Origin of the sequence: Bacillus sp. FSL R7-0685, from assembly GCF_038002425.1 — a bacterium.
GTDB lineage: Bacteria > Bacillota > Bacilli > Bacillales > Bacillaceae > Bacillus > Bacillus subtilis.
Genome location: NZ_JBBOCN010000001.1, coordinates 3,921,187 through 3,941,793 on the forward strand (window position 1 = coordinate 3,921,187; position 20,607 = coordinate 3,941,793).

Genomic DNA, 20,607 nt, shown 5'->3' on the forward strand with positions numbered 1-20,607 from the left:
AGTGAATCTTCAGGAGAACAGCAGCCAACAGCTAAAACGCACAATGAAAAGCAGGCACCTATTTATGATCTCATTGGGAGGCGTCATAGGCACAGGACTTTTCCTCAGTACCGGCTATACGCTACATCAAGCCGGACCCGGCGGTACGATACTCGCTTATGTAATCGGCGGGTTGATGATGTACCTCGTCATGCAATGTCTCGGCGAATTGTCGGTTGCCATGCCGGTGACCGGCTCTTTTCAAAAATATGCTACAACATTTATCGGTCCATCTACCGGTTTTATGGTCGGCATCATGTACTGGATCAATTGGGTGGTGACGGTAGGCTCTGAGTTTACCGCATCCGGTATTCTCATGCAGCGCTGGTTCCCTGACAGCAGTGTATGGATGTGGAGTGCGATTTTTGCAGCCCTTCTTTTTATATGCAACGCATTTTCAGTTAAGTTATTTGCGGAAACTGAATTTTGGTTTTCCAGCGTAAAGATTGTCACCATTATTTTATTTATCATTTTAGGAGGAGCCGCCATGTTTGGCCTGATCTCTTTAAACGGAACGGCGGATGCTCCTATGTTGTCAAACTTCACGGACCATGGCGGGCTGTTTCCGAATGGCTTTCTCGCCGTTTTTATCGCGATGATATCTGTGAGTTTTGCCTTTTCTGGTACAGAGTTAATCGGCGTTACAGCAGGAGAATCAGCAAATCCTCAAAAGGATATTCCGCGATCCATCCGTAATGTCGCATGGAGAACCGTGATTTTTTTCATTGGCGCTGTCTTCATATTATCCGGGTTGATTTCTTGGAAGGACGCAGGCGTGATTGAAAGCCCGTTTGTAGCCGTATTTGCGGAGATCGGAATCCCTTACGCTGCTGATATTATGAATTTCGTGATATTAACAGCCTTGCTGTCTGTCGCCAACTCAGGCTTATATGCTTCGACCCGTATGATGTGGTCTTTAGCAAATGAAAACATGATCAGCTCCCGTTTTAAGAAAGTGACATCTAAAGGCATTCCTTTAAATGCCTTAATGATCAGTATGGCTGTATCTTGTTTATCTCTCGTTTCCAGTATCGTGGCCCCTGGAACTGTCTATGTGGTGATGGTAGCAATTGCTGGATTTGCAGGAGTCGTGGTCTGGATGAGCATTGCCTTGTCCCAACTCTTGTTTCGAAAGAGATTTTTGAAAAAAGGGGGGGATGTAAAAGATCTGACATTTCGCACGCCGCTTTATCCTCTTATGCCTATAGCCGCTCTCTTATTATGTTCTGCTTCTTGTATCGGTCTTGCTTTTGATCCCAATCAAAGAATCGCACTTTTCTGCGGAGTTCCTTGTATCATCCTTTGCTATCTGATCTACCATTTCAAAAGAAATGTTACAAAAGCGAAAAAAATCAGCCAAGAGGAATATCAGGCTGATCACATCCTGTAATCAAAAAAGCACACCCCACTCAGGATGGGATGTGCTTTATTTTTATTCAGTAATCAACGTATGAATCAGCTTCGGCGCCTTCGCTTCCGCGGCGATGCGGATGTTGTCATAGACTTTTGCGATGACTTCATCAACGTTTTCGCGGTTGGCGTAAAGCGTCACGAGCGGTTCGCCTTTTTCTACTTTGTCCCCGACCTTTTTGCGGAGCATGATGCCGACGGCTAAATCGATCTCATCTTCTTTTGTGGCGCGACCGGCACCTAACAGCATCGCCGCGACGCCGATTTCGTCCGCAACGATTTCAGAGACGACACCCGCTTCTTTGGCAGGCACATCAATTTGATATGCGGCTTGCGGAAGCTTAGACGGATCGTCAACAATTGAGCTGTCGCCGCCTTGGTTTTTCAGGAAATCCTTGAATTTCTCAAGTGCTTTGCCGTTTTTCATGACTTCTTCCAGCTTCGCTCTCGCTTCGTCCAATGTATCGGCTTTTTTCGCAAGCACAACCATCTGGCTGCCGAGCGTTAAGACAAGTTCATGAAGATCCTCAGGCCCCTCGCCTTTGAGCGTGTCGATCGCTTCTTTGACTTCAAGCGCATTTCCGATCGCAAAGCCGAGCGGCTGGGACATGTCTGAAATGACAGCCATTGTTTGACGGCCGACGTTATTTCCGATGCGTACCATCGCTTTGGCAAGTTCAGCTGCGTCTTCTTCTGTTTTCATGAAGGCGCCCGCTCCCGTTTTTACGTCAAGCACGATGGCGTCCGCCCCGGCAGCGATTTTTTTGCTCATAATCGAGCTTGCAATGAGCGGAATGGAATTGACCGTTCCCGTTACATCACGAAGCGCGTACAGTTTTTTATCAGCCGGCGTTAAATTGCCGCTTTGGCCGATGACCGCAACCTTGTCGCGGTTCACAAGTTTAATAAATTCATCCTTCGTCAGCTCCACGTGGAAGCCGGCGATTGCCTCTAACTTATCAATCGTGCCGCCCGTATGGCCGAGGCCGCGGCCGGACATCTTAGCAACCGGCACATCAAGAGCCGCAACAAGCGGAGCGAGAACGAGTGTTGTCGTGTCGCCGACGCCGCCAGTGGAGTGTTTATCCACTTTAATTCCTTCAATGGCAGAAAGATCAATCGTTTCACCGGAGTTCACCATAGCCATCGTCAAGTCCGCGCGTTCACGGTCACTCATATCCTGGAAGAAAATCGCCATAGCAAGCGCGCTTGCCTGATAATCAGGAATGCTTCCGTCTGTATAGCCGTTCACGAAAAATTGAATTTCTTCAGTGGTGAGTTCTTTTCCGTTTTGTTTTTTGATGATGATATCTACCATTCTCATGTTTGGTCACCGATCCTTTTCGATTAAGTTCAGTAAATCAAGCCCACAATTGCTGCTGATAAAAAGCTGACAAGCGTAGCACCGTATAATAATTTCAAGCCGAAACGAGCGACAACATTTCCTTGCTTTTCATTCAGTCCTTTTACGGCACCGGCAATGATCCCGATTGAGGAGAAGTTCGCAAAGGATACAAGGAATACCGATACGATCGCTGTTGTACGGCCGCTGAAATGGAAACCGTTTTGCGTAAGCGACGTCATGGCGACAAATTCATTCGATACCATTTTTGTTGCCATAATGCTTCCCGCATTAACAGCTTCATTCCATGGGATACCGACAAGAAAAGCGAATGGAGCAAACACATATCCAAGAATGCCTTGGAACGAAATACCGAATACTGCATTAAAAATGCCATTGATCAAGGCAATAATCGCGACAAATCCAATCAGCATCGCAGCGACGACAACCGCTACTTTGAAACCGTCAAGAATGTATTCTCCGAGCACTTCGAAGAAGGATTGTTTTTCCTCTTCCTCAACACGAAGCATATCCTCTTCTTTTGCAACCTCGTACGGATTAATAATAGAAGCAATTATGAAACCGCCAAATAAGTTCAAGACCAGCGCTGTTACAACATATTCCGGTTTCAGCATTGTCATATACGCGCCGACAATCGACATTGATACAGTTGACATCGCAGATGCGCAAAGCGTGTACAAGCGCTGCTGATTTAAAAGACCGAGTTCTTTCTTCAAGGAGATAAATACTTCTGACTGCCCTAAAATCGCAGAAGCCACTGCGTTATACGATTCCAATCTTCCCATACCGTTTACCTTGCTGAGGGCAAGGCCGATATATCTAATAATAAACGGGAGGACTTTCCACTTTTGCAGAATCCCGATCAGAGCGGAAATAAACACGATTGGCAAGAGAACATTCATAAAGAATGTCGTTTGGTCCGCATTCACCAAGCCGCCAAACACAAAGTTAATTCCCTCTGCCGCGTATTCAAGCAGATAACCGAATCCTTTTGCAAATCCTCCCACGAGGAAATTCCCTATTCCGGTATTGAGGAGAATGTAGCCAAGAATAAATTGCAAAATGAGCATAACAACAATTGGGCGGATCTTAATTCTTTTTTTGCCGCTGCTCGCGATCCACGCGAGGCCTAAAAACACGATTAAACCGATAATCCCAATCAAATACTTCATATGTGTTTCTCCTTTATTTGTATTCGCTTACAATCACTGTTTCCTCAGAAAACGGAAAGCAGTCTGCCTTCCGTCAGCTCTTAATAGTTGTCTCCGCCTGATGCATTTTCTCCTTTTACGATAGAAACACCTGCGCTGGCGCCAATTCGGCTTGCTCCGGCCTCTACCATTGTGTCTACATCTTCTTTCGTTCTGACGCCGCCAGATGCTTTCACGCCGATATCAGGTCCTACTGTTTTGCGCATTAAGGCGATATCTTCCTTCGTTGCGCCGCCTGTAGAAAAGCCTGTTGATGTTTTTACGAAATCGGCTCCCGCAGACACCGCTAAACGGCATGCACGTTCTTTTTCTTCATCAGTCAGAAGGCACGTTTCGATAATGACTTTGACAAGCGCTTTTCCGGCTGCAGCTTCCACTACACCGCGGATATCAGCTTCCACCACATCGTCTTCCTTGTCTTTTAAAGCGGCAATATTAATGACCATATCCACTTCAGTGGCGCCTTTTGAAATGGCGTCTTTTGTTTCGAACGCTTTTGTTTCAGTTGTATTGGCACCGAGCGGGAAGCCGATGACCGTACAAACGTCGACTCCAGTTCCCTTAAGCTCTTTTGCAGCAAGCTCCACCCATGTCGGATTGACACATACTGAAGCAAATTTGTATGTTTTCGCTTCTTCAATTAGTTTTAGAATTTCCGCTTTTTGTGTATGCGGTTTCAAAGCTGTATGATCAATTATGTTGGCTAATGACATCCTTCGCACACTTCCTTTTTTGTTAAGATATTTTTTAGCATAACCGACTTTTGAACATATGTAAATTGGTAATTGAAATTTTGTTCAACGAAAGGTTTGAACGTGTCACAAATCATTAACAAGCGCCCTCGCGGTATGCTGGTCAATGATTAAAACGTTGGCATATTTTCCGGTTAATGCTCCGTGAATGGAAGATACTTTTCTGCTTCCGCCGGCAACTAAAATGGAGCGTTCCTTCAGCCTGAGGTCTTCAAGCTCAACACCGATGGTCCGGTCATTGATGGCACTGCTGCAAATATTCCCTTTCGCATCAAAAAAGCGTGAACAAATATCCCCGACGGCCTGTTTTTTCAGCAGGGCTTTCTCTTCTTCGTTAAAATATCCGAGCCGAAACAACAGCGCTTCATCACGGACAGTCCCGACCGTAAAGAGAGCGATATTCGCCTGCTTGCCCATCTCAATAATCCGCTCAATATGACGGTCTTTCTCCACCATTCGCTTCACATCCGCATTATCAAACACGACGGGAAGCGGGAGATAGCGCGGCATCGTTTGAAAAGCCTCCGCAAACAGCTGAATCGTTTCAGCCGAATACGTGTTTACCCGGGAATGGCTGATACCGCCTTTCAGCTGGACGACCTCGACGCCTTTTACCTGCTTCGGCTGCATGTTTTGCGCGATTTGATACATGGTGGTTCCCCAGCTGACGCCGACAATGTCGCCGTCTTTTACCGTTTCATGCATATATTCTGCACCATAGCGGCTTAGGTCATGTGTAATTCCTGCATAATCGGGTGTCGGGGAAAACACAACATGCGCCTCAAGGAGCCCGTATTTCTCTTCAAGTATGGAACCGAGCGCATCCAAATCCTCAAAAGGGTCCATGACGCGAATCTGGACATACCCTTTTTCCTTTGCATATTGCAGCAGCCGGGAAACGGTTGGCCTTGAAATGTTGAGCTGCTCAGCAATTTGCTGCTGACTGTAGTCAGACTGATAGTAAAGCCTTGCCGCTTCTATGCTTAATTGTTGTTTTTCCCGATCCATTCTGCACCTCCCTGTGGATCAGTCCTGATAAAACTGCTTTTGATTTGCTTTTATTATACAGGCTGGCGCCGGCTTTCATCCACCTGATTTCTAAGAAACTGAAAAACGCTCTGGGCGCGGACCTGCCCAGAGCTTACTTCTCCCAGGTCATATGCTGATAAATGCCTTTCATAATGGCGTACATTCCATATAGGATCAGGCCTAATGCCAATATAGACAGAATCAATTTGCCATGCGGCTGCTGCGCGAGTTCGGCGAGCGCGCCGTCAAAGCCTCTTGTGTCGTCGGGATCAGCGGTCATGGCTGTCTTGATCAGAAAATAGCCGATAGCAGAGAAAATAATGGCCCGGGCGATATTGCCTGCGCGTCCGGTGTTTTTCGTGATGCATATCATTTGTTTGTTCATTTTTGACGTATCAAATTCTTTCATAAAAGCAGCCCGAACGCCTTTCATAAATTGAACAATCGCAAATACGATAAAACCCGCACCCGTAAGCCCTGTGAGCCATTGGCCGAACGGCTGCGCCAATACATAAGCGGACCACGTCTGTTCTGAAGTGCCGCCGTCCCCTTGGCCAAACACAAATCGCAAGGCATTCCAAGCGATGGATGTGTAAACGGCGGCACTGAAAAAGTTTCCTATTCTCCGTGACAGGCCTCGCCTGCTGTTTCCGTGCCCCTCCGTGTCCTTGATCGCGCTTAACACCATCCAGATCACATAGCCGATAAGGCCGATGCCTATTAAAAAAAGCAATAGTGACCCATACGGCATGCGTGATAGCGTTTGGAGAGCTCCGCTCGAATCTTTCGCGCGGCCTGCCCCGGCAGCCGTCATAAAAGCCAAAACCCCAAGCAGAATAAAAACGCCGCCGAATGCAAAATAACCAAGCCTCCCGAATCGTTTGATCCAGGGCTTGGTTTCCTGTTTTATTTTTGACATGTACCGGTCTTTCACCGCCATGTGTCCAACCCTCTTTCACAGAAATCTTTACTGTAACATTCCCGATTGGACAAAGTTGAAACAGCTTCTGCCTCAGCTATGGCTGGCAGAGGTTCGTTTTTGCTGTTTAGCTGATTGTGCAGGTGTCATCCAAGCAGCCGCTGCGGCAGCTGTGACTCCGCCTGCTAATTTCCCAATGATCATGGCCGCCGCCATTTCTTTTTTCATTCCAGCTACAAAACCGAGATGGCTGCCGAGTACAAAGGCGCCGCTGACCGCAAACGCGACATTGATGACCTTTCCTCTCGGCGTCATATCCTTTAATGAAGCCAGCATTGGGATATGATGCGCCAAAGAGGTCACTAAGCCTGCTGTTGCTGTCTCATCTAAATGAAGGCATTTCCCCAGAGCCTGAAGCGGTTTTTTAAAGGTTTTTGTAATAAATGCCGTCATCGGGAACGCCCCTGCCAGAGCAATGGCGATGGTCCCTGTCGTTTGTATCCCTGTCTCGACATTCTCCATTCCCGGAATCAGCACAATGCCGGTCATCGTTTCAACAGAAACAGCTGCAAGCCCGATAATCGCAACCATACTGACCGCTTTCCCGAAGAGATGAAACAACTGAATCATTCTGTCGGTGTATCGCCATAACCCAAAAGCGATGACAGCAGATAACAGACTCGGGATCAGAAGATTTTTACCTATCATGCCGATGTCAAAGCCTGCGCATAATCCGCCGATTAAGCAACCGATCGGCACTGTGCACAGCCCGATTAATATGCCTTTCGCAAAATACGGATGATCCTCTTTTTCGATGATGCCAAGAGCGACGGGAATCGTGAAGACGATTGCCGGTCCCATCATTGTTCCTAAAAACACCCATGAAAACAGCCCGGCCTGCGGATCTTTCGCCATTTCTCCAGCCAGCGCATATCCTCCCATATCAATCGCCAAAATGGTGTTCGCAAAGGAAGAAGGGTCCGCGCCAATCGCTGTGTAAAACGGAGCAACAATGGGAATCAAGATTGCTGCCAGCACGGGCGCCAGCGATACAATTCCGATCATGGACAGCGCCAGCGGCCCCATAGCCTTAAAGCCGTCCGCAAACCGCTCGCCTAGCCCCCATCTGTTTCCCAAACAATAATCCGCCGCTCCCCATAGTAAAAAGGCAGCCAAAATGAATACAACCGCGTCATTCACCGTCATGGTTTTCTCCTTTTTCAAACGTATGATTGGTTTTATCATATCATCTGAAATCACCGAATAGAGTTGATCTTATTCAATATGAGCTAAAAATTCTTTTATATCGGCTTTTTCAACGGCTGTTATAATGCGTCGCGCTTTTTCTTGCGGGACCGTTAATGTCAATTTTTCTTTTATGTCTTCTTCAGACAGCTCATTTCCTGGCGCCCCTTTTGGGCAGTCCACACGCGCTTCGCAAATCCGGCCGTCTGATAAATAGGCCCGGACAATCGTGAAACGGCCTTTTGGAACGGCATGAGGAGCCGGCTGAATAGCATTGTCATATACGCGCTGAATTCGCCCCATTGTCGTTTGAACCCCGTTTGGGATCGGCTGGCTGCTGAAATGTTCAACGGTCAGGCCGTGTCCATGCAAAGCAAGAGCAATCACATATTCAACGCTGAAACGGCCTTCCTCTCCAGTTTTTGGAGATCTTTCCGTCAATGCAGCATCTCCGCCTGGCGGAAATATCACTTCAATACGTTCGGTATTGGCCGCAGAAATGGTTTCTTCGGAGATAAGCTGTCGTACCGCATCTGCAGCATGGTGTGCCGCGGAACAAAATGGATAGATTTTAAACCATAGACCCGGCTGCACAATTCTCCACGGTGCCCCCCAATCGTTTAGCAAAGTGTGTTGTGCTTTCTCAACGTCACCGTACAGACTGAAGAAACCAGTTTCTCCATCAAATGCCGTGCGGGACCCGCCAAATTCTGATTGGGCCAGCTTAACGGCCAGCAAGCCAGCCTGAGCCGCCAAACCGGCGTGCAGCGGTTTCATTTCTGTTCCAAATTGCACCCTCATCCCAGCAGATTGCGTAGCCGCAAAACCAATTGCTTTTTCCAGCTCTTCCTGAGTCAGCTCCTCAGCATAACCTATGGCGCAGGCAGCAGCGATGGCACCAAGCGTTCCTGTATTATGCCAGCCCTTTTCATAGTGGCGGCTGCCAATTGATTCTCCCAGCCGTGCCATCACTTCAACACCAACAATATAAGCGCCAAGAAGCCGCTCGTCATGTCCGCGAGCGGCAGATGCAATAAGGGCCGGTACGATGACTGCACTGGGGTGTCCTCTTACATCGGAGTGGACATCATCAAAATCCAATGCATGGGCGATAAATCCATTGAGCATCGCGGATTGTAATGGCGCGGCCTTTTTGCCCTGTCCGATAATAGGAACAAGGGGCCGGCCTCCTTCATCCTCTATCAGACGGAGGAGCTTTTGAATTCCTTTATCTTCTCTTCCTGCGAATGAAGCGGCAGTAAAATCAAGTAATCCTTTTTTTGCTTCGCGAATCGCGTCAACTGAATGCTCAGGTTGTGATGTTCTCACAGCCGCTGCAAGACCTGCTGTCAGCCCTTGTTTGCTCATTTGATGGTCTCCAATACAATAACCGCCAGCTCCGCAAAGTATTGTGAGGCAACCGTAAGGGCATCTTCATCCAGTGTAAAGGCCGGATGATGCCACTCCTCCGTCCCGTTCGTTCCCATCCAGACAAAAAATCCCGGAATCTTCTCTTGATACAGAGCGAAGTCTTCTCCGCCCGGAGACTGCTCAGCGTGAACGGTTTGATAGCCAAGCCGTGCCGCAGCTTCGGATGCCGCATTCAAAAATGTGCCGTCATTCTGAACGGAAGGCAAATAAGGAAACCACTTGAATTCTGCTTGTGCCCCATAGCCCGCTGCAATTCCTTCAGCCACTCGTCTCATATGCTCCGGAACAGCCTGCCGCGCTTCTTTTTGAAAGGTTCGAACCGTCCCCTCCATTTCAGCTTGGTCTGGAATCACGTTCCACGACGTGCCCGCCTGTACTCTTGTGATACTGACGACTGCGTTTTGCAGTGAGCTGATATTGCGGCTGACCACAGATTGCAGCCCGCTGATGATTTGTCCGGCTGCAGCGATTGGATCAATACTGTTATTCGGGATGCCGGCGTGTCCGCCTTTCCCTTTGATGACGATTTCAAACCGGTCAACACTTGCCATGAGCGGACCTTCCTTTACACCAATGGTCCCGACAGGCAGATCCGGCTTATTGTGCATGCCGAAAATCGCGGAAACGCCATCAAGTACGCCAGCTTCTATGACCTTTCTTGCTCCTGCGGCAATTTCTTCGGCCGGCTGAAAGATAAAGCGGACTGTACCTTTCAGCTCGGCCTTTCTTTGATTCAGCAAAATCGCTGTGCCAATAATAGAAGCAGTATGAAAATCGTGTCCGCACGCATGCATTGTGCCATCAACCTTAGATGCAAATGGGAGATTCGTCTGTTCTTGGATCGGGAGCGCGTCAATGTCCGCTCGTATTGCTATCACGGGGCCGTCTTCCCGTCCTTTGATTTCTGCAATCACACCAGTCTCCAATTGAGGAACATCAAGTATTTCGATTTGCTCCTCCTCAAGCCAGCGGCGGATTTTTTTCGTCGTTTCAATCTCTTGGAATGACAGTTCAGGATGTTCATGAAGATCACGCCGCATATTGATTAAACGGGTATGAAACGCTTTGTCGGCCATTGTTCTTCTCTCCTTCTTATATAAGCTCTGCAGGCTCTCCCACCTGCTTGATAAATCGTTTCGTCCGTTCGTTTTTCGGATGGTCAAACAATTCCTCTGGCGTTCCCTGCTCGATAATATGGCCGTCTGCCATAAAAATCACTTGATCAGCAACCTCTTTTGCAAACGCCATTTCGTGTGTAACAATGATCATCGTTGTTTGTTTTTCCGCAATGGACTTGATAACCTGAAGCACCCCTGTGACGAGCTCAGGGTCAAGCGCTGACGTTGGTTCATCCAGCAAAATCGCATGCGGATTGACCGCAAGCGCCCGGGCGATGCCGATTCGCTGCTGCTGGCCGCCGGACATTGTGATCGGATAGCTGTCAGCCTTATGCTCCAGACCGACTTGTTTCAGAATCTCCATTCCAATACGTTTCGCTTCGTCGCGTGGTTTATGTTGAGCCACGATTAAAGCTTCTGTAATGTTTTGCAGAGCCGTTTTATTTTTAAACAGATTGTAGTTTTGAAAGACCATGGCCGTTTGCTGGCGAAGCCGATGTGCTTCCTTGCGTGTAAACTTTTCCGCATTCAGTTTGGCTTCTCCGATTTCAATAAGGCCTTGATCCGGACGCTCTAATAGATTTAAGCACCGGAGAAGCGTTGATTTTCCGGAACCGGACGGACCGATGATTGCCACCACTTCTCCGCGTTTCACTTCTAGATCGATTCCGTCGAGCACGACGAGATCCTTAAACGCTTTGCGAATATTTTTTACTGTTATCAACGATTTCACCTCTAAGTCCGGTATGGCTTGCTCATGACACGTTCAAACAAGTCCTGCAACATGCTGTAGATCATGGTAAGAACCCAATAGACGATCGCAACTGCCAAGTACGTCTCAAAATATTTGAGGTTTCCTGAAGCGTACATCTTCCCTTGGGCGAACATCTCCATGACCCCTAATGTAAAGGCCAGTGACGTTTCTTTCAAGAGCCCGATAAATGTATTACCCGTTGCCGGAATCGCATTTCGGATCGCTTGCGGCAAAATAATCCGTCTGTATGCCTGAAGTTTTGTCATACCGACAGACAGGCACGCCTCCAGCTGCCCGTCATCAACAGAATTGAGGGCGGCCCGGAAGATTTCAGCCAAATATGCTGCATTTTTTAAGCTTAACCCGATGATGGCAGCTGTGAGAGCTGTCATTTTGCTCATCTCTGGAAATAGCTGCGGCAGCCCGTAATAGATTAAGAACAGCTGCACCAGTGTCGGCACGCCTCGGAAAAAGGATATATACAGCTTTGACAGCTGATGAAGCACTGGAATTTTGTTCTTTGTAATGAGTGCGAGAATAAGTCCTCCGATAATGGCAAAAATCATAGCCGCTATGGCCATAAACAACGTGATCGGAAGGGCCTGAATTAAAGTCGGGAACGCTGATATCATGAATTCCCAATCAATCGTGTTCATTCTGGTGATTCACCGCCGTTTCTTAATGCTTCTGTTCTACTGTAATATCTTCATTAAAGTATTTTTCAGAGAGTTTTTTCAGTGTTCCGTCTTTACGCAATTCATCTAGCGCCTTATTGACTTTTTTGCGGAGCTTGTCGTGCGCATCGTCCTTGGCAAATGGGAATGCAACCTGTTCGTAAACAATCGGATCTCCTGCAAGCTTTAATGGCAAACCGGTCTTCTTGATTTGCGCGATCAATACAGTTCGGCTGTTGACATAAGCGTCTACACGGCCGTACGCAACATCCTTCAACGTACCCTCTTGTGTTTCATACGTTTTGATATTGATTTTTTTATCAGGATCTTTGCTTTCAAGGTTTTTCGCGTGGTTTGAACCGAGAACGGCTGCGACTGTCTTGCCTTTTAAATCGTCTGCTGATTTGATGTCAGTATTGTCTTTTTTGACGACAATCTGTGTTCCCGCATAAGCGTATGGTTTCGTAAAGTTATACGTTTCCTTACGTTCGTCTGTCACAGCTACCTGGTTGGAAATGGTGTCAAGCTTGCCTGTTTGAAGCTCTCCCATCAGCCCGCTGAATTCAAGCAGCTTCCAGTCCAGTTTCATGTCAATTTTCTTAGCGACTGCTTCCATCACTTCCACGTCAAAACCTGTCAGCTTTCCGTTTTCTTTATAAGCAAATGGGTAACTTTGTCCTGTCGCACCGACATGAAGCACATTGTCATCCTCTTTACTGCTGCTGTTTCCATTGCCGCAAGCTGAGAGCACCGCTAATAATGCAGCAACGACCAGCACAGTCCATTTTTTCATTTTCATTTGATTTTCCCGCCTTTTCTATTTTTATAGATCATGTCGCAATTGTTTTTTCATATAGACTGTGATATGCCCTTTTCCAAGGTCTTGTTCACCTGAGCGGACATACCCTTTTCGTTCGTACATCTCAATCAGCCACGGATGCTTATCCGCTGTTCCGAGTGAGACAAACGGAACCTTTAACGTATCACGAAGGATTGTTTCCTCCAGCCATTGAAGCAGTTTTGTTCCGATTCCTTTTTTACCGGTGTCGGGGTCCACAGCAAACCACCAGATATGCGGAACGCCATACGGTCCCGGCTGTTTTCCCCAAGGCATTCTCAAGGTGATGGTCGCGATGATCCGCCCGTCTTCTTCCATGACGTAGCAAGCGTTTTTCCGAATATTTTGCAGCACCAAATCTAAATCCGCATGAGCGGCAGCAAAACGAATGCCGAGCTTTCGAATCGGTTCATAAGCCCGCAATGTCAGTGCGAGGAGCTGTTCAGCATCACGTTCAACTGCAAGGCGATATTGTGGCTTCATCTAGCGTTCCTCCTTACTTTGCATAGCGGTTTACCGGCTTTTCCAAACCGAAGTGCTCTCGTAATGTTGTGCCTTCATATTCTTTTCTGAACACGCCGCGCTCCTGTAAAATCGGAACCACTTGATCAACAAACACTTCAATTCCTTCTGGAAGAAGCGGAGGCATGATGTTAAACCCGTCACACGCTTTCTTATCCACCCATTCCTGCATCTTGTCGGCGAGCTGCTTCGGCGTGCCGACGAAGATATGGTGGCCTCTGGAGCCTGCAACGTATTTGTAAAGCTCTCGTATCGTCATATTGTCACGTTCAGCCATTTCCTGAACAAGCTTAAAGCGGCTCTTCACAGCATTTGAAGCTTCTGCGTCAAGCTTCGGCAGCGGCCCATCAAGCGGATATGCCGACAAATCAATTCCGCCTAAGTAATTTTGGAGAATTTGCAGACCGACAGATGGGATAATCAGATCTTGAAGCTCCTTGTATTTGGCTTGCGCCGCTTCTTCTGTATCGGCAATGATTGGGAAAATACCCGGCATGATTGCAATTTTTTCTGGATCACGTCCGAATTCCGCAGCCTGTTCTTTAATGGATTGATAAAATTCTTGAGCTGACTCCAGGTGGTTTTGTGCTGTGAAGATCACTTCTGCTGTTCTGGCAGCCAGCGCTTTTCCGTCTCCTGATGATCCTGCCTGGATAATGACCGGCTGGCCCTGCGGGGTTCTTGAAACGTTCAGAGGTCCGCGAACCGAGAAATAGTCTCCTTTGTGGTTCAGCTCATGCATTTTTTCTTTGTCAAAGAATTCACCCGTTTCTTTATTACGGATAAAGGCGTCCTCTTCCCATGAATCCCAAAGCCCCTTTACAACCTCGACAAATTCCTCTGCCCGCTGATAGCGCAAATGGTGTTCAAGGTGCTTTTCACCGCTGAAATTCAGCGCTGTGGATTCAATAGATGAAGTGACGACGTTCCATCCGGCACGGCCATTGGAGAGATGATCCAATGACGCAAACTGTCTGGCAATATGGAATGGCTCGCTGTATGTAGTGGAGGCTGTTGCTGTCAGTCCAATTTTTGATGTGACCTGCGCCAAAGCAGAGAGCAGGGTGAATGGCTCAAACCTTGTTAATACATTTGGATGTGATTTGCTGTCAATTGATAAGCTATCTGCTAAAAACAGCATATCCAGCTTGCCCCGCTCCGCTGTTTTCGCAAGCTCTTTAAAATAATCCAAATTCATGCTCGCATCTGACGGCGCGTCCGGGTGCCGCCAAGACGCAACATGATGGCCTGTACCTGCTAAAAATACCCCTAATTTGATTTGTTTCTTTTTGCTTGTCATGACGATACTCCTTTTATCATGTTTTTAGGCTGAATAATCCGAAAAATAAACTCCTATATTCCTAGTCGTTTAATATGAATAAATCAAAATGTACCTTTGTCTTGGACGTTTGTCAATGAGTTGAGATCAATTTTTTCTATACAAGCTGAAGAGACCCTTACGTGAACATGATGGAATAACATTGGTTCATTCAACTAGTGCAACCTCCATAACGGCAAAGAAACTGAGTCTGATGAAGCAGCGACTCAGTTTCTATCCAAACATTTCATAGAAATGCAATTTTTAACATTTCCTTTGCCTTTTCTTCTCTTTTGCAAACCGCCTATCGTAACTATCTAATAAAAAAACAGCTGACTCCGGATTCAAACCGGAATCAGCTGATTGAGTCAATTAATTAAGCTCATGAATACTCTCTTCTGCTCTAGCGGAAAACACTTTAGGCTCTAAGCAGTCAAGGTCTTCATGAAATAAATTTACTTTTTGGATTTGCCGATTGTCATAGTGGTGGAAATAGTAGTTTCCAGTTTCGTTGCAGATCACGGAAGTATATTGCGTATAATGAATTTCGTCTTCTTCCGTTATCACTGCGCCCTTTGGTATTGTCATATTTGCCAAAATGTGAAAAGCGGCTGTTACACCTTTCGTTTCATCGGCCGCCGGCTCTAGGTGTTCTTTCAAATAAACAGCTCTGACAAACCGGGAAGGCGGTGTATAATCCCCCGGCAGGCCAACAGTTCCTAAGCCTTGGCCAAAAGCGGAAAGGGCTAACCCGCCCATCTCTTTGCTCTCTAATTGCTTCGGTCTGATTCCTGTATATTGCTGCAGATTGGTTACATGCCATATAAAGTCGGGGCTGTTCGTCATGACACCAGGTTGATTGTCATAGACTTTGAGGCCGTCTGCTCTCGGTTCTATCGTCAGGCTTCGTCCCGTCCGGTCTGACAATATCCAGTGAAGTGGTAAAACTGTATCCAATAGATCTAATTTTTTCTCTACAATCGTTAAAGATCGAATCTTTTCTTTTACGTCTTCCAAAGACTGACAGACTGACAGCACCCATGTCACAAACTCATGTGGGGCAATGTGAACGGTGTCTTCCCGTATCGTTTTTTCGTACTCTGCATAGCCCGGAAAATAAAGTGCAGCACACGATAAACCGTTTTCATTAACGCCGTCTGCAAATAGAATATTACCAAGTTTTCTTCCCATACCAATAAATGCGTACTGTGTCTTATGAGCCTTTCCGTCAGCTTCACTATTCCAGCTGTAACGGCGCGGATAGAGAATGACCTCCGTCCCCAGCTGAAATGCAAAATCCATTGTTCTCGCTAATACATGTTTACGGTCAGCAGTTTCCAATGTAAGACTTGTGCACATCTGATTCAGTCCCCTTTCAATTAAATCGTACATTTTGTGAACAACTTGTTTTATCAGCATAACGAAAGTCAAATCGATTCGTCAAAGAATTGACATTACATCCAATAAAACGAAAAAATCCAGCCTTTAGAAGGCTGGATTTCATTATTTCGACAAAACAAGCTCGTGAATCGCATGCGCAACACCATGTTCATTATTGGAGCGCGTTTGAAAGTTTGCGGCTTCCAATACTTCTGGGATGGCGTTTGCCATGGCAACCCCGCAGCCCGCCCATTCGATCATTGTCAGGTCGTTCCCGTTGTCGCCTATGCACATGACTTCCGCCTGTTCAATTCCAAGCAGCTGAGCCAGCTGGCGTACAGCATTTCCTTTGCTGGCTTCCGAGTGCAGAATTTCATAAAAGAAAGGCGCGCTTCTCACCATTGTATATTTTTCTCTCACGTCTTTTGGAATCGATGTAATGACGCGGCTTAAGTTCTCCGGTTTATCAATAAACATCACTTTCGGGATGAGGATATCTTTTGGCACCTCGTCAATCTTGCGGAAATGAAGCGGCACCTGTGTCACATAGGATTCGTATACGGTAAATTCGCTAATATCCCGGTTAGGCGTATACAAATTAGATGAATCAAAGAAATGCATCGGCGTCTTCAGCTCTAAGCTTAGGTCATATAATGAAGTCAAATCATCATAGCCGAGAGACAGCTCCGAGACCACTTCGTTTGTATGCGTATTTTGAACAAGCGCTCCATTATACGCAATGACATAGTCGCCTTCTTCAATTAAATTCAGTTCATCTAAATATCTCTGCACACCCCCGATAGGCCGGCCGGTGCAGAGCACAATTTTGACACCTTCCGCTTTTGCCGCGTGAAGGGCGTCGCGGACCTCCTCTGTTACTTCATGATGATCATTTAAAAGTGTTCCATCCATATCAATTGCAATTAGTTTGTACATCCTGCATCTCCTTCATGTCGTTTTCAGGCTATAGTCCCATCATATCGTTTTTTCTTTTTGATATTCAACCGGAAGAGATGGTTTTCTCCGGATTCTGTTTAGACGCCGCCCTTGTCTTCGGATACGTATGCGCGGTTTCCGCTTTCTTTCTGTCTTGACGCCGTTTTCTGCTTTTTTCTGTTTCATGAGCAGAAAGCCGGCAACTAAAAAAGGAATGCCGGTTATATTCAAGATGGCAAGCTTCACACCCGCCGCGATGAAAAAGAACCCCCATGAAGATGATGGATTCCGTCTGATCATGACGTAAGCCGCCATTTCCAGAACGATCAGGATGGCATGAAGCACTATGCCATAAATCAGCAATACAAGGGCAAAAAACAAAACATAATTCACGATTGCCCCTGAGTACATCATAGCGCGCATCATTTGTATAAACGATAAGGATTGCATGGAGCCGCTGATGACATTAGGGTTATAGATCGTATAGTCACTAAATACATGTTTGACTTTGAGAAAAGCCCATAATATAAATATCCACTGAATGATATGTAAAACAAGCCCCGCTGCCACCAGTCTTTCAGCTTTTTGATTTCTCATCTTTCTCCTCCCTGCCGGTCTTTGATTCGATTCTTGTCATCGTTTTTGTCTGGCCATTTTGCTCCCATATCAATGTCCCGTTTTCTCCTCTTTTCAGCGTGTTTTTGAGCGGATAATAGGGGCCGAGGTACTGAATCTCGATAGACCCGTCAATGCTTTGGGAAATCACCTTGTATGCCATAAAAGGCAGCTGTACCTCTCCTCTTCCTTCCATCACTTCCGTTTCCACAACCTCGTCTTCGGTAAATGTGACTGTTGCTGATTTCACGCCATCCGCTGGCCCGGGGGCAAGCCCCTCATCCCACGTTCCGTAATAAAACGGTGTCTCTTCTTTTTGCTGTTGGCAGCCCGATACCATAATGCATACAGCAGTTAAAAGCAAAATGCCATATTTGTTTCTCAAGGGGATCACATCCTTTCCTCCTCTTTTTGGGCGAATGCCGTGCCGCTGTGCCAATGACTACATAAGTTATAAGGAATTCACCCACAAGGAGATTGATCATAATGAACCCTTATCAATATTACAGCCCTCAGCTGCCTCAGCAGGAACCTTACTATAGCCACTATGAGTACAATTCTTATCCGCAGCAGGATGTATACGATCCATACCAAATGGATAGACAGCCGGCATTAGAAAGAAGAATCGCAGCACTTGAACGGCAAAATGAACAGCAGTCGAGAGAATTAACCCGTCTAACAAACGAAGACCGCCGTCAAAACCGCGAAATTGCGCGGCTGGCCGAACAGGTCAATCAGCTAAGCCAGACTGTTGAACGCCATACACGCCGCCTAAATCGGCTCAATCAGCGCCTCCGTACAGTAGAAAACAGGCTGAATATCCCATTTACTGCAGGGGAAGGCGGTTTCTGAGCAAACAAAGAAAAAAAAGCGGAATACGATTCTCCCATTTCAGGGTTTCGTTTTCCGCCATTCTTATATGTTAAAACGGAACATTTACATAAAAAGGGTTTGTACCCAGTATACAATCTTTACCGTTTTCATTCAAAGACAGAGGGGCTGAGGAAAATAATTGTAGTTCCTCATTTGCAGAATTTCTTTTCAATCAGGTTGCATGATAATACCGACTCACGTCAATCGATACATGGAGGGATCATTCATGCATAATACACAACACGGCTTGCAGCAGCTGAATCAATGCCGCCAGACTGCTCAGCAGCTCATTCAGCAAACACAGCAAAGCAGCCAGCAATATCGCCAAATGCTTCATCAGGAACAGCAAAACATCCAAATGCTGCAGCAGATTCTAAACCACGAACAACAAGCTGCACATACCATTCAGCAAGCACTGCACGGGCATGACATGGCGATTCAAAAGTGCCAGCAGGTTGTCAACATGTGCAACCAAATGCAACAGGAACTTACTGGACAATCCAGCGTCATGAATACGAATGTGTCTACACTTCCATTCGGCCAAAACACGCCATTTCAGCAGCAATCCTACCAGCAGTAACATATAAAAAGCTCAACACAATGCGAGTGTTGAGCTTTTTTTCTTACTGTTCTTTGCGAATATGTATATCCTGAATAGACTGTTTCGGTGCATGAAACCTGCTCTCGGCTTCACTTCTTGCCTCGGCAAAAGCCCGCGCCTCCACATGATCTTTGTAGACATCCAGCTGAATCAAATACAGCGGGCGCACTTTAAATCCATGAATAATGGTCACCGCCCATAACGGGACCACAATAAAAACACCGGGCAGATCGGGCAACACAAAACCAAACGCAAAAATGAAAAAATAAATGATGCCGTACATGATCCACTTTCTATTTCTAACCTTGATGCCAATAAATAAAAAGGCAAAAAAACTGGTAATGGCAAAAGGCATGAAAATAAACAGCATCCACCAGCTATGCAGCCATTCCCAAGCGGAACCTCTTTTTGTAATTCCCATATTTTTCTCCTCCTATTTACCTATAATAATCGATTAGGCATACCGCGTCACCCATAAACGGGAAAAACTTTCTCCCTTAAAAATAGTGATAGACGGAGAACAGGTTTCTTGCTATATTATTAATTGATAATGATAATCATTACTAATCTATTGAGATACATAGTGGGAGGGTTCTTAATGAAAAAGAACATATTGCTCGTGGGCATGCTTGTGCTGCTTCTCATGTTTGTCAGCGCTTGCAGCGGCACGGCTTCTAAAGGGAGCTCAAGCGATTCTGCTTCCGAAAAAACAGAAATGAGAACATACAAATCACCAAAAGGGAACGTCAACATTCCTGCACATCCGAAACGCATCGTCACTGATTTTTATGCCGGTGAATTGCTGTCTGTCGGGGCCAATGTGGTCGGCTCAGGCTCATGGTCATTTGATAATCCGTTTTTAAAATCAAAGCTGAAAAATGTGAAGGATGTTGGTGATCCAATCAGCGTTGAAAAAGTGATGGAGCTTCAGCCTGACTTAATTGTTGTCATGAATGAAGAGAATGTTGATAAATTAAAGAAAATCGCTCCGACTGTTGTCATACCTTATAACACAGCGAAAAACGTAGAAGACACAGTCAGCATGTTCGGAGATATCGCCGGAGCGAAAGACAAAGCAACATCATTTATGGCTGACTTTAACAAAAAAGCGGAAGCAGCTAAAAATAAAATTGCCGGCGTCATCGACAAAGATGCGACCTTCGGCATTTATGAAAACACAGACAAGGGCGAATTCTGGGTGTTCAATGACAATGGCGGACGCGGCGGCCAAGCTGTATACAATGCACTTGGGTTAAAAGCGCCTGAAAAAATTGAGCAAGATGTCATCAAAAAAGGAGAGATGAAACAGCTCTCTCAAGAGGTTATTCCTGAGTATGCCGCAGATTATATGTTCATTACGGATTACAACCCGAAAGGCGAAAGCAAAACACTCGACAAGCTGGAGAATTCCTCTATTTGGAAAAACCTTGACGCTGTTAAACATAATCGCGTGTTTATCAATGACTTTGACACGTTCTACCCGTACGACCCGATTTCTGTCAGCAAACAGGTGGATATCATCACCGACATGCTGATCAAACGGGCCGAAGAAAATAAAAATTAAAAAATAAAAAAATGG

The 20,607-nt window shown here is 46.3% G+C and carries 22 protein-coding genes; 4 read left to right on the top strand and 18 right to left on the bottom strand.

The window, feature by feature from the left end; genetic code table 11:
• Position 1: 1 nt before the first annotated feature.
• Complete coding sequence (locus MKY50_RS20345; RefSeq protein ID WP_015385089.1) at positions 2-1,429, top strand: amino acid permease; 1,428 nt, start codon at positions 2-4, stop codon at positions 1,427-1,429.
• A 42-nt stretch (positions 1,430-1,471) separates the two neighbouring features.
• On the opposite strand, the gene MKY50_RS20350 is transcribed toward MKY50_RS20345, so the two are convergent.
• The 17 genes from MKY50_RS20350 to MKY50_RS20430 all read right to left on the bottom strand — a co-directional run bounded on the left by MKY50_RS20350 (position 1,472) and on the right by MKY50_RS20430 (position 17,894).
• Positions 1,472-2,773 carry a pyrimidine-nucleoside phosphorylase gene (locus MKY50_RS20350; RefSeq protein ID WP_038428059.1) on the bottom strand — a complete coding sequence of 434 codons (1,302 nt, stop codon included), beginning with the start codon at positions 2,771-2,773 and terminating at the stop codon, positions 1,472-1,474.
• A gap of 29 nt (positions 2,774-2,802) precedes the next feature.
• Entirely contained in the window at positions 2,803-3,984 is a 1,182-nt protein-coding gene (nupC, locus tag MKY50_RS20355; protein WP_003244143.1) for a nucleoside permease NupC, read from the bottom strand.
• A gap of 80 nt (positions 3,985-4,064) precedes the next feature.
• Complete coding sequence (deoC, locus tag MKY50_RS20360) at positions 4,065-4,736, bottom strand: deoxyribose-phosphate aldolase (RefSeq protein WP_015385091.1); 672 nt, start codon at positions 4,734-4,736, stop codon at positions 4,065-4,067.
• Positions 4,737-4,841: 105 nt separating this feature from the next.
• Positions 4,842-5,783: a DNA-binding transcriptional repressor DeoR gene (deoR, locus tag MKY50_RS20365; RefSeq protein WP_014478458.1), complete on the bottom strand. Its 942-nt coding sequence runs from the start codon at positions 5,781-5,783 to the stop codon at positions 4,842-4,844.
• Positions 5,784-5,916: 133 nt separating this feature from the next.
• Positions 5,917-6,744, bottom strand: a complete 828-nt coding sequence (locus MKY50_RS20370; protein ID WP_015385093.1) for a DUF1206 domain-containing protein — start codon at positions 6,742-6,744, stop codon at positions 5,917-5,919.
• Between the two features lie 72 nt (positions 6,745-6,816).
• Positions 6,817-7,929, bottom strand: coding sequence for an ethanolamine utilization protein EutH (gene eutH, locus MKY50_RS20375; RefSeq protein WP_213419886.1), 1,113 nt, complete (start codon positions 7,927-7,929; stop codon positions 6,817-6,819).
• 69 nt (positions 7,930-7,998) lie between these two features.
• The gene (locus MKY50_RS20380) at positions 7,999-9,336 is read right to left on the bottom strand and encodes an MmgE/PrpD family protein (protein ID WP_341117201.1); all 1,338 of its coding nucleotides are present in this window, start codon (positions 9,334-9,336) and stop codon (positions 7,999-8,001) included.
• A complete protein-coding gene (sndB, locus tag MKY50_RS20385) occupies positions 9,333-10,475 on the bottom strand; it encodes an N-acetyl-sulfur-metabolite deacetylase SndB (protein ID WP_341117202.1) in 1,143 nt (380 codons plus the stop codon). Before sndB ends, MKY50_RS20380 begins: the two co-directional genes overlap by 4 nt.
• A gap of 16 nt (positions 10,476-10,491) precedes the next feature.
• Positions 10,492-11,241: an amino acid ABC transporter ATP-binding protein gene (locus MKY50_RS20390; protein ID WP_003243284.1), complete on the bottom strand. Its 750-nt coding sequence runs from the start codon at positions 11,239-11,241 to the stop codon at positions 10,492-10,494.
• Between the two features lie 11 nt (positions 11,242-11,252).
• Positions 11,253-11,927, bottom strand: a complete 675-nt coding sequence (locus MKY50_RS20395) for an amino acid ABC transporter permease (protein ID WP_341117203.1) — start codon at positions 11,925-11,927, stop codon at positions 11,253-11,255.
• A gap of 22 nt (positions 11,928-11,949) precedes the next feature.
• Positions 11,950-12,744 carry an amino acid ABC transporter substrate-binding protein gene (locus tag MKY50_RS20400; protein ID WP_014665996.1) on the bottom strand — a complete coding sequence of 265 codons (795 nt, stop codon included), beginning with the start codon at positions 12,742-12,744 and terminating at the stop codon, positions 11,950-11,952.
• A gap of 24 nt (positions 12,745-12,768) precedes the next feature.
• Positions 12,769-13,266, bottom strand: a complete 498-nt coding sequence (snaB, locus tag MKY50_RS20405; protein ID WP_014478464.1) for a sulfur-containing aminoacid acetyltransferase SnaB — start codon at positions 13,264-13,266, stop codon at positions 12,769-12,771.
• 13 nt (positions 13,267-13,279) lie between these two features.
• Entirely contained in the window at positions 13,280-14,605 is a 1,326-nt protein-coding gene (locus MKY50_RS20410) for an LLM class flavin-dependent oxidoreductase (protein ID WP_341117205.1), read from the bottom strand.
• Between the two features lie 390 nt (positions 14,606-14,995).
• On the bottom strand, positions 14,996-15,982 hold the full coding sequence (yxeI, locus tag MKY50_RS20415; protein ID WP_341117357.1) for a penicillin V amidase: 987 nt from the start codon (positions 15,980-15,982) through the stop codon (positions 14,996-14,998).
• Positions 15,983-16,126: 144 nt separating this feature from the next.
• On the bottom strand, positions 16,127-16,939 hold the full coding sequence (gene yidA, locus MKY50_RS20420; RefSeq protein ID WP_080529986.1) for a sugar-phosphatase: 813 nt from the start codon (positions 16,937-16,939) through the stop codon (positions 16,127-16,129).
• 39 nt (positions 16,940-16,978) lie between these two features.
• On the bottom strand, positions 16,979-17,536 hold the full coding sequence (locus tag MKY50_RS20425) for a hypothetical protein (RefSeq protein ID WP_341117206.1): 558 nt from the start codon (positions 17,534-17,536) through the stop codon (positions 16,979-16,981).
• Positions 17,517-17,894, bottom strand: coding sequence for a DUF3255 family protein (locus MKY50_RS20430; RefSeq protein ID WP_341117359.1), 378 nt, complete (start codon positions 17,892-17,894; stop codon positions 17,517-17,519). The genes MKY50_RS20425 and MKY50_RS20430 overlap by 20 nt, the downstream gene beginning before the upstream one ends.
• Before the next feature lie 146 nt (positions 17,895-18,040).
• On the opposite strand from MKY50_RS20430, the gene cotNE reads away from it, so the two are divergent.
• Positions 18,041-18,406 carry an inner spore coat protein CotNE gene (gene cotNE, locus MKY50_RS20435; protein ID WP_123374112.1) on the top strand — a complete coding sequence of 122 codons (366 nt, stop codon included), beginning with the start codon at positions 18,041-18,043 and terminating at the stop codon, positions 18,404-18,406.
• Positions 18,407-18,653: 247 nt separating this feature from the next.
• A complete protein-coding gene (locus MKY50_RS20440) occupies positions 18,654-19,007 on the top strand; it encodes a hypothetical protein (RefSeq protein ID WP_003236356.1) in 354 nt (117 codons plus the stop codon).
• Positions 19,008-19,050: 43 nt separating this feature from the next.
• Here the strand turns inward: MKY50_RS20440 and MKY50_RS20445 are convergent, their stop codons facing one another.
• Positions 19,051-19,449: a hypothetical protein gene (locus MKY50_RS20445; protein ID WP_003227087.1), complete on the bottom strand. Its 399-nt coding sequence runs from the start codon at positions 19,447-19,449 to the stop codon at positions 19,051-19,053.
• Between the two features lie 177 nt (positions 19,450-19,626).
• Here MKY50_RS20445 and MKY50_RS20450 point away from each other — a divergent pair, with 177 nt between their 5' ends.
• Entirely contained in the window at positions 19,627-20,592 is a 966-nt protein-coding gene (locus MKY50_RS20450) for an iron-hydroxamate ABC transporter substrate-binding protein (protein ID WP_341117209.1), read from the top strand.
• Positions 20,593-20,607 lie beyond the last annotated feature (15 nt).

What these genes read in the sequence shown, in the direction of transcription:
- deoC (WP_015385091.1), bottom strand. Translation starts at nt 4,736, where the DNA reads ATGTCATTAGCCAACATAATTGATCATACAGCTTTGAAACCGCATACA.
- MKY50_RS20445 (WP_003227087.1), bottom strand. Translation starts at nt 19,449, where the DNA reads ATGGGAATTACAAAAAGAGGTTCCGCTTGGGAATGGCTGCATAGCTGG.
- nupC (WP_003244143.1), bottom strand. Translation starts at nt 3,984, where the DNA reads ATGAAGTATTTGATTGGGATTATCGGTTTAATCGTGTTTTTAGGCCTC.
- snaB (WP_014478464.1), bottom strand. Translation starts at nt 13,266, where the DNA reads ATGAAGCCACAATATCGCCTTGCAGTTGAACGTGATGCTGAACAGCTC.
- MKY50_RS20380 (WP_341117201.1), bottom strand. Translation starts at nt 9,336, where the DNA reads ATGAGCAAACAAGGGCTGACAGCAGGTCTTGCAGCGGCTGTGAGAACA.
- cotNE (WP_123374112.1), top strand. Translation starts at nt 18,041, where the DNA reads ATGAACCCTTATCAATATTACAGCCCTCAGCTGCCTCAGCAGGAACCT.
- MKY50_RS20430 (WP_341117359.1), bottom strand. Translation starts at nt 17,894, where the DNA reads ATGGTATCGGGCTGCCAACAGCAAAAAGAAGAGACACCGTTTTATTAC.
- yxeI (WP_341117357.1), bottom strand. Translation starts at nt 15,982, where the DNA reads ATGTGCACAAGTCTTACATTGGAAACTGCTGACCGTAAACATGTATTA.
- yidA (WP_080529986.1), bottom strand. Translation starts at nt 16,939, where the DNA reads ATGTACAAACTAATTGCAATTGATATGGATGGAACACTTTTAAATGAT.
- MKY50_RS20350 (WP_038428059.1), bottom strand. Translation starts at nt 2,773, where the DNA reads ATGAGAATGGTAGATATCATCATCAAAAAACAAAACGGAAAAGAACTC.
- MKY50_RS20450 (WP_341117209.1), top strand. Translation starts at nt 19,627, where the DNA reads ATGAAAAAGAACATATTGCTCGTGGGCATGCTTGTGCTGCTTCTCATG.
- sndB (WP_341117202.1), bottom strand. Translation starts at nt 10,475, where the DNA reads ATGGCCGACAAAGCGTTTCATACCCGTTTAATCAATATGCGGCGTGAT.
- MKY50_RS20395 (WP_341117203.1), bottom strand. Translation starts at nt 11,927, where the DNA reads ATGAACACGATTGATTGGGAATTCATGATATCAGCGTTCCCGACTTTA.
- MKY50_RS20425 (WP_341117206.1), bottom strand. Translation starts at nt 17,536, where the DNA reads ATGAGAAATCAAAAAGCTGAAAGACTGGTGGCAGCGGGGCTTGTTTTA.
- MKY50_RS20440 (WP_003236356.1), top strand. Translation starts at nt 18,654, where the DNA reads ATGCATAATACACAACACGGCTTGCAGCAGCTGAATCAATGCCGCCAG.
- deoR (WP_014478458.1), bottom strand. Translation starts at nt 5,783, where the DNA reads ATGGATCGGGAAAAACAACAATTAAGCATAGAAGCGGCAAGGCTTTAC.
- eutH (WP_213419886.1), bottom strand. Translation starts at nt 7,929, where the DNA reads ATGACGGTGAATGACGCGGTTGTATTCATTTTGGCTGCCTTTTTACTA.
- MKY50_RS20370 (WP_015385093.1), bottom strand. Translation starts at nt 6,744, where the DNA reads ATGGCGGTGAAAGACCGGTACATGTCAAAAATAAAACAGGAAACCAAG.
- MKY50_RS20410 (WP_341117205.1), bottom strand. Translation starts at nt 14,605, where the DNA reads ATGACAAGCAAAAAGAAACAAATCAAATTAGGGGTATTTTTAGCAGGT.
- MKY50_RS20400 (WP_014665996.1), bottom strand. Translation starts at nt 12,744, where the DNA reads ATGAAAATGAAAAAATGGACTGTGCTGGTCGTTGCTGCATTATTAGCG.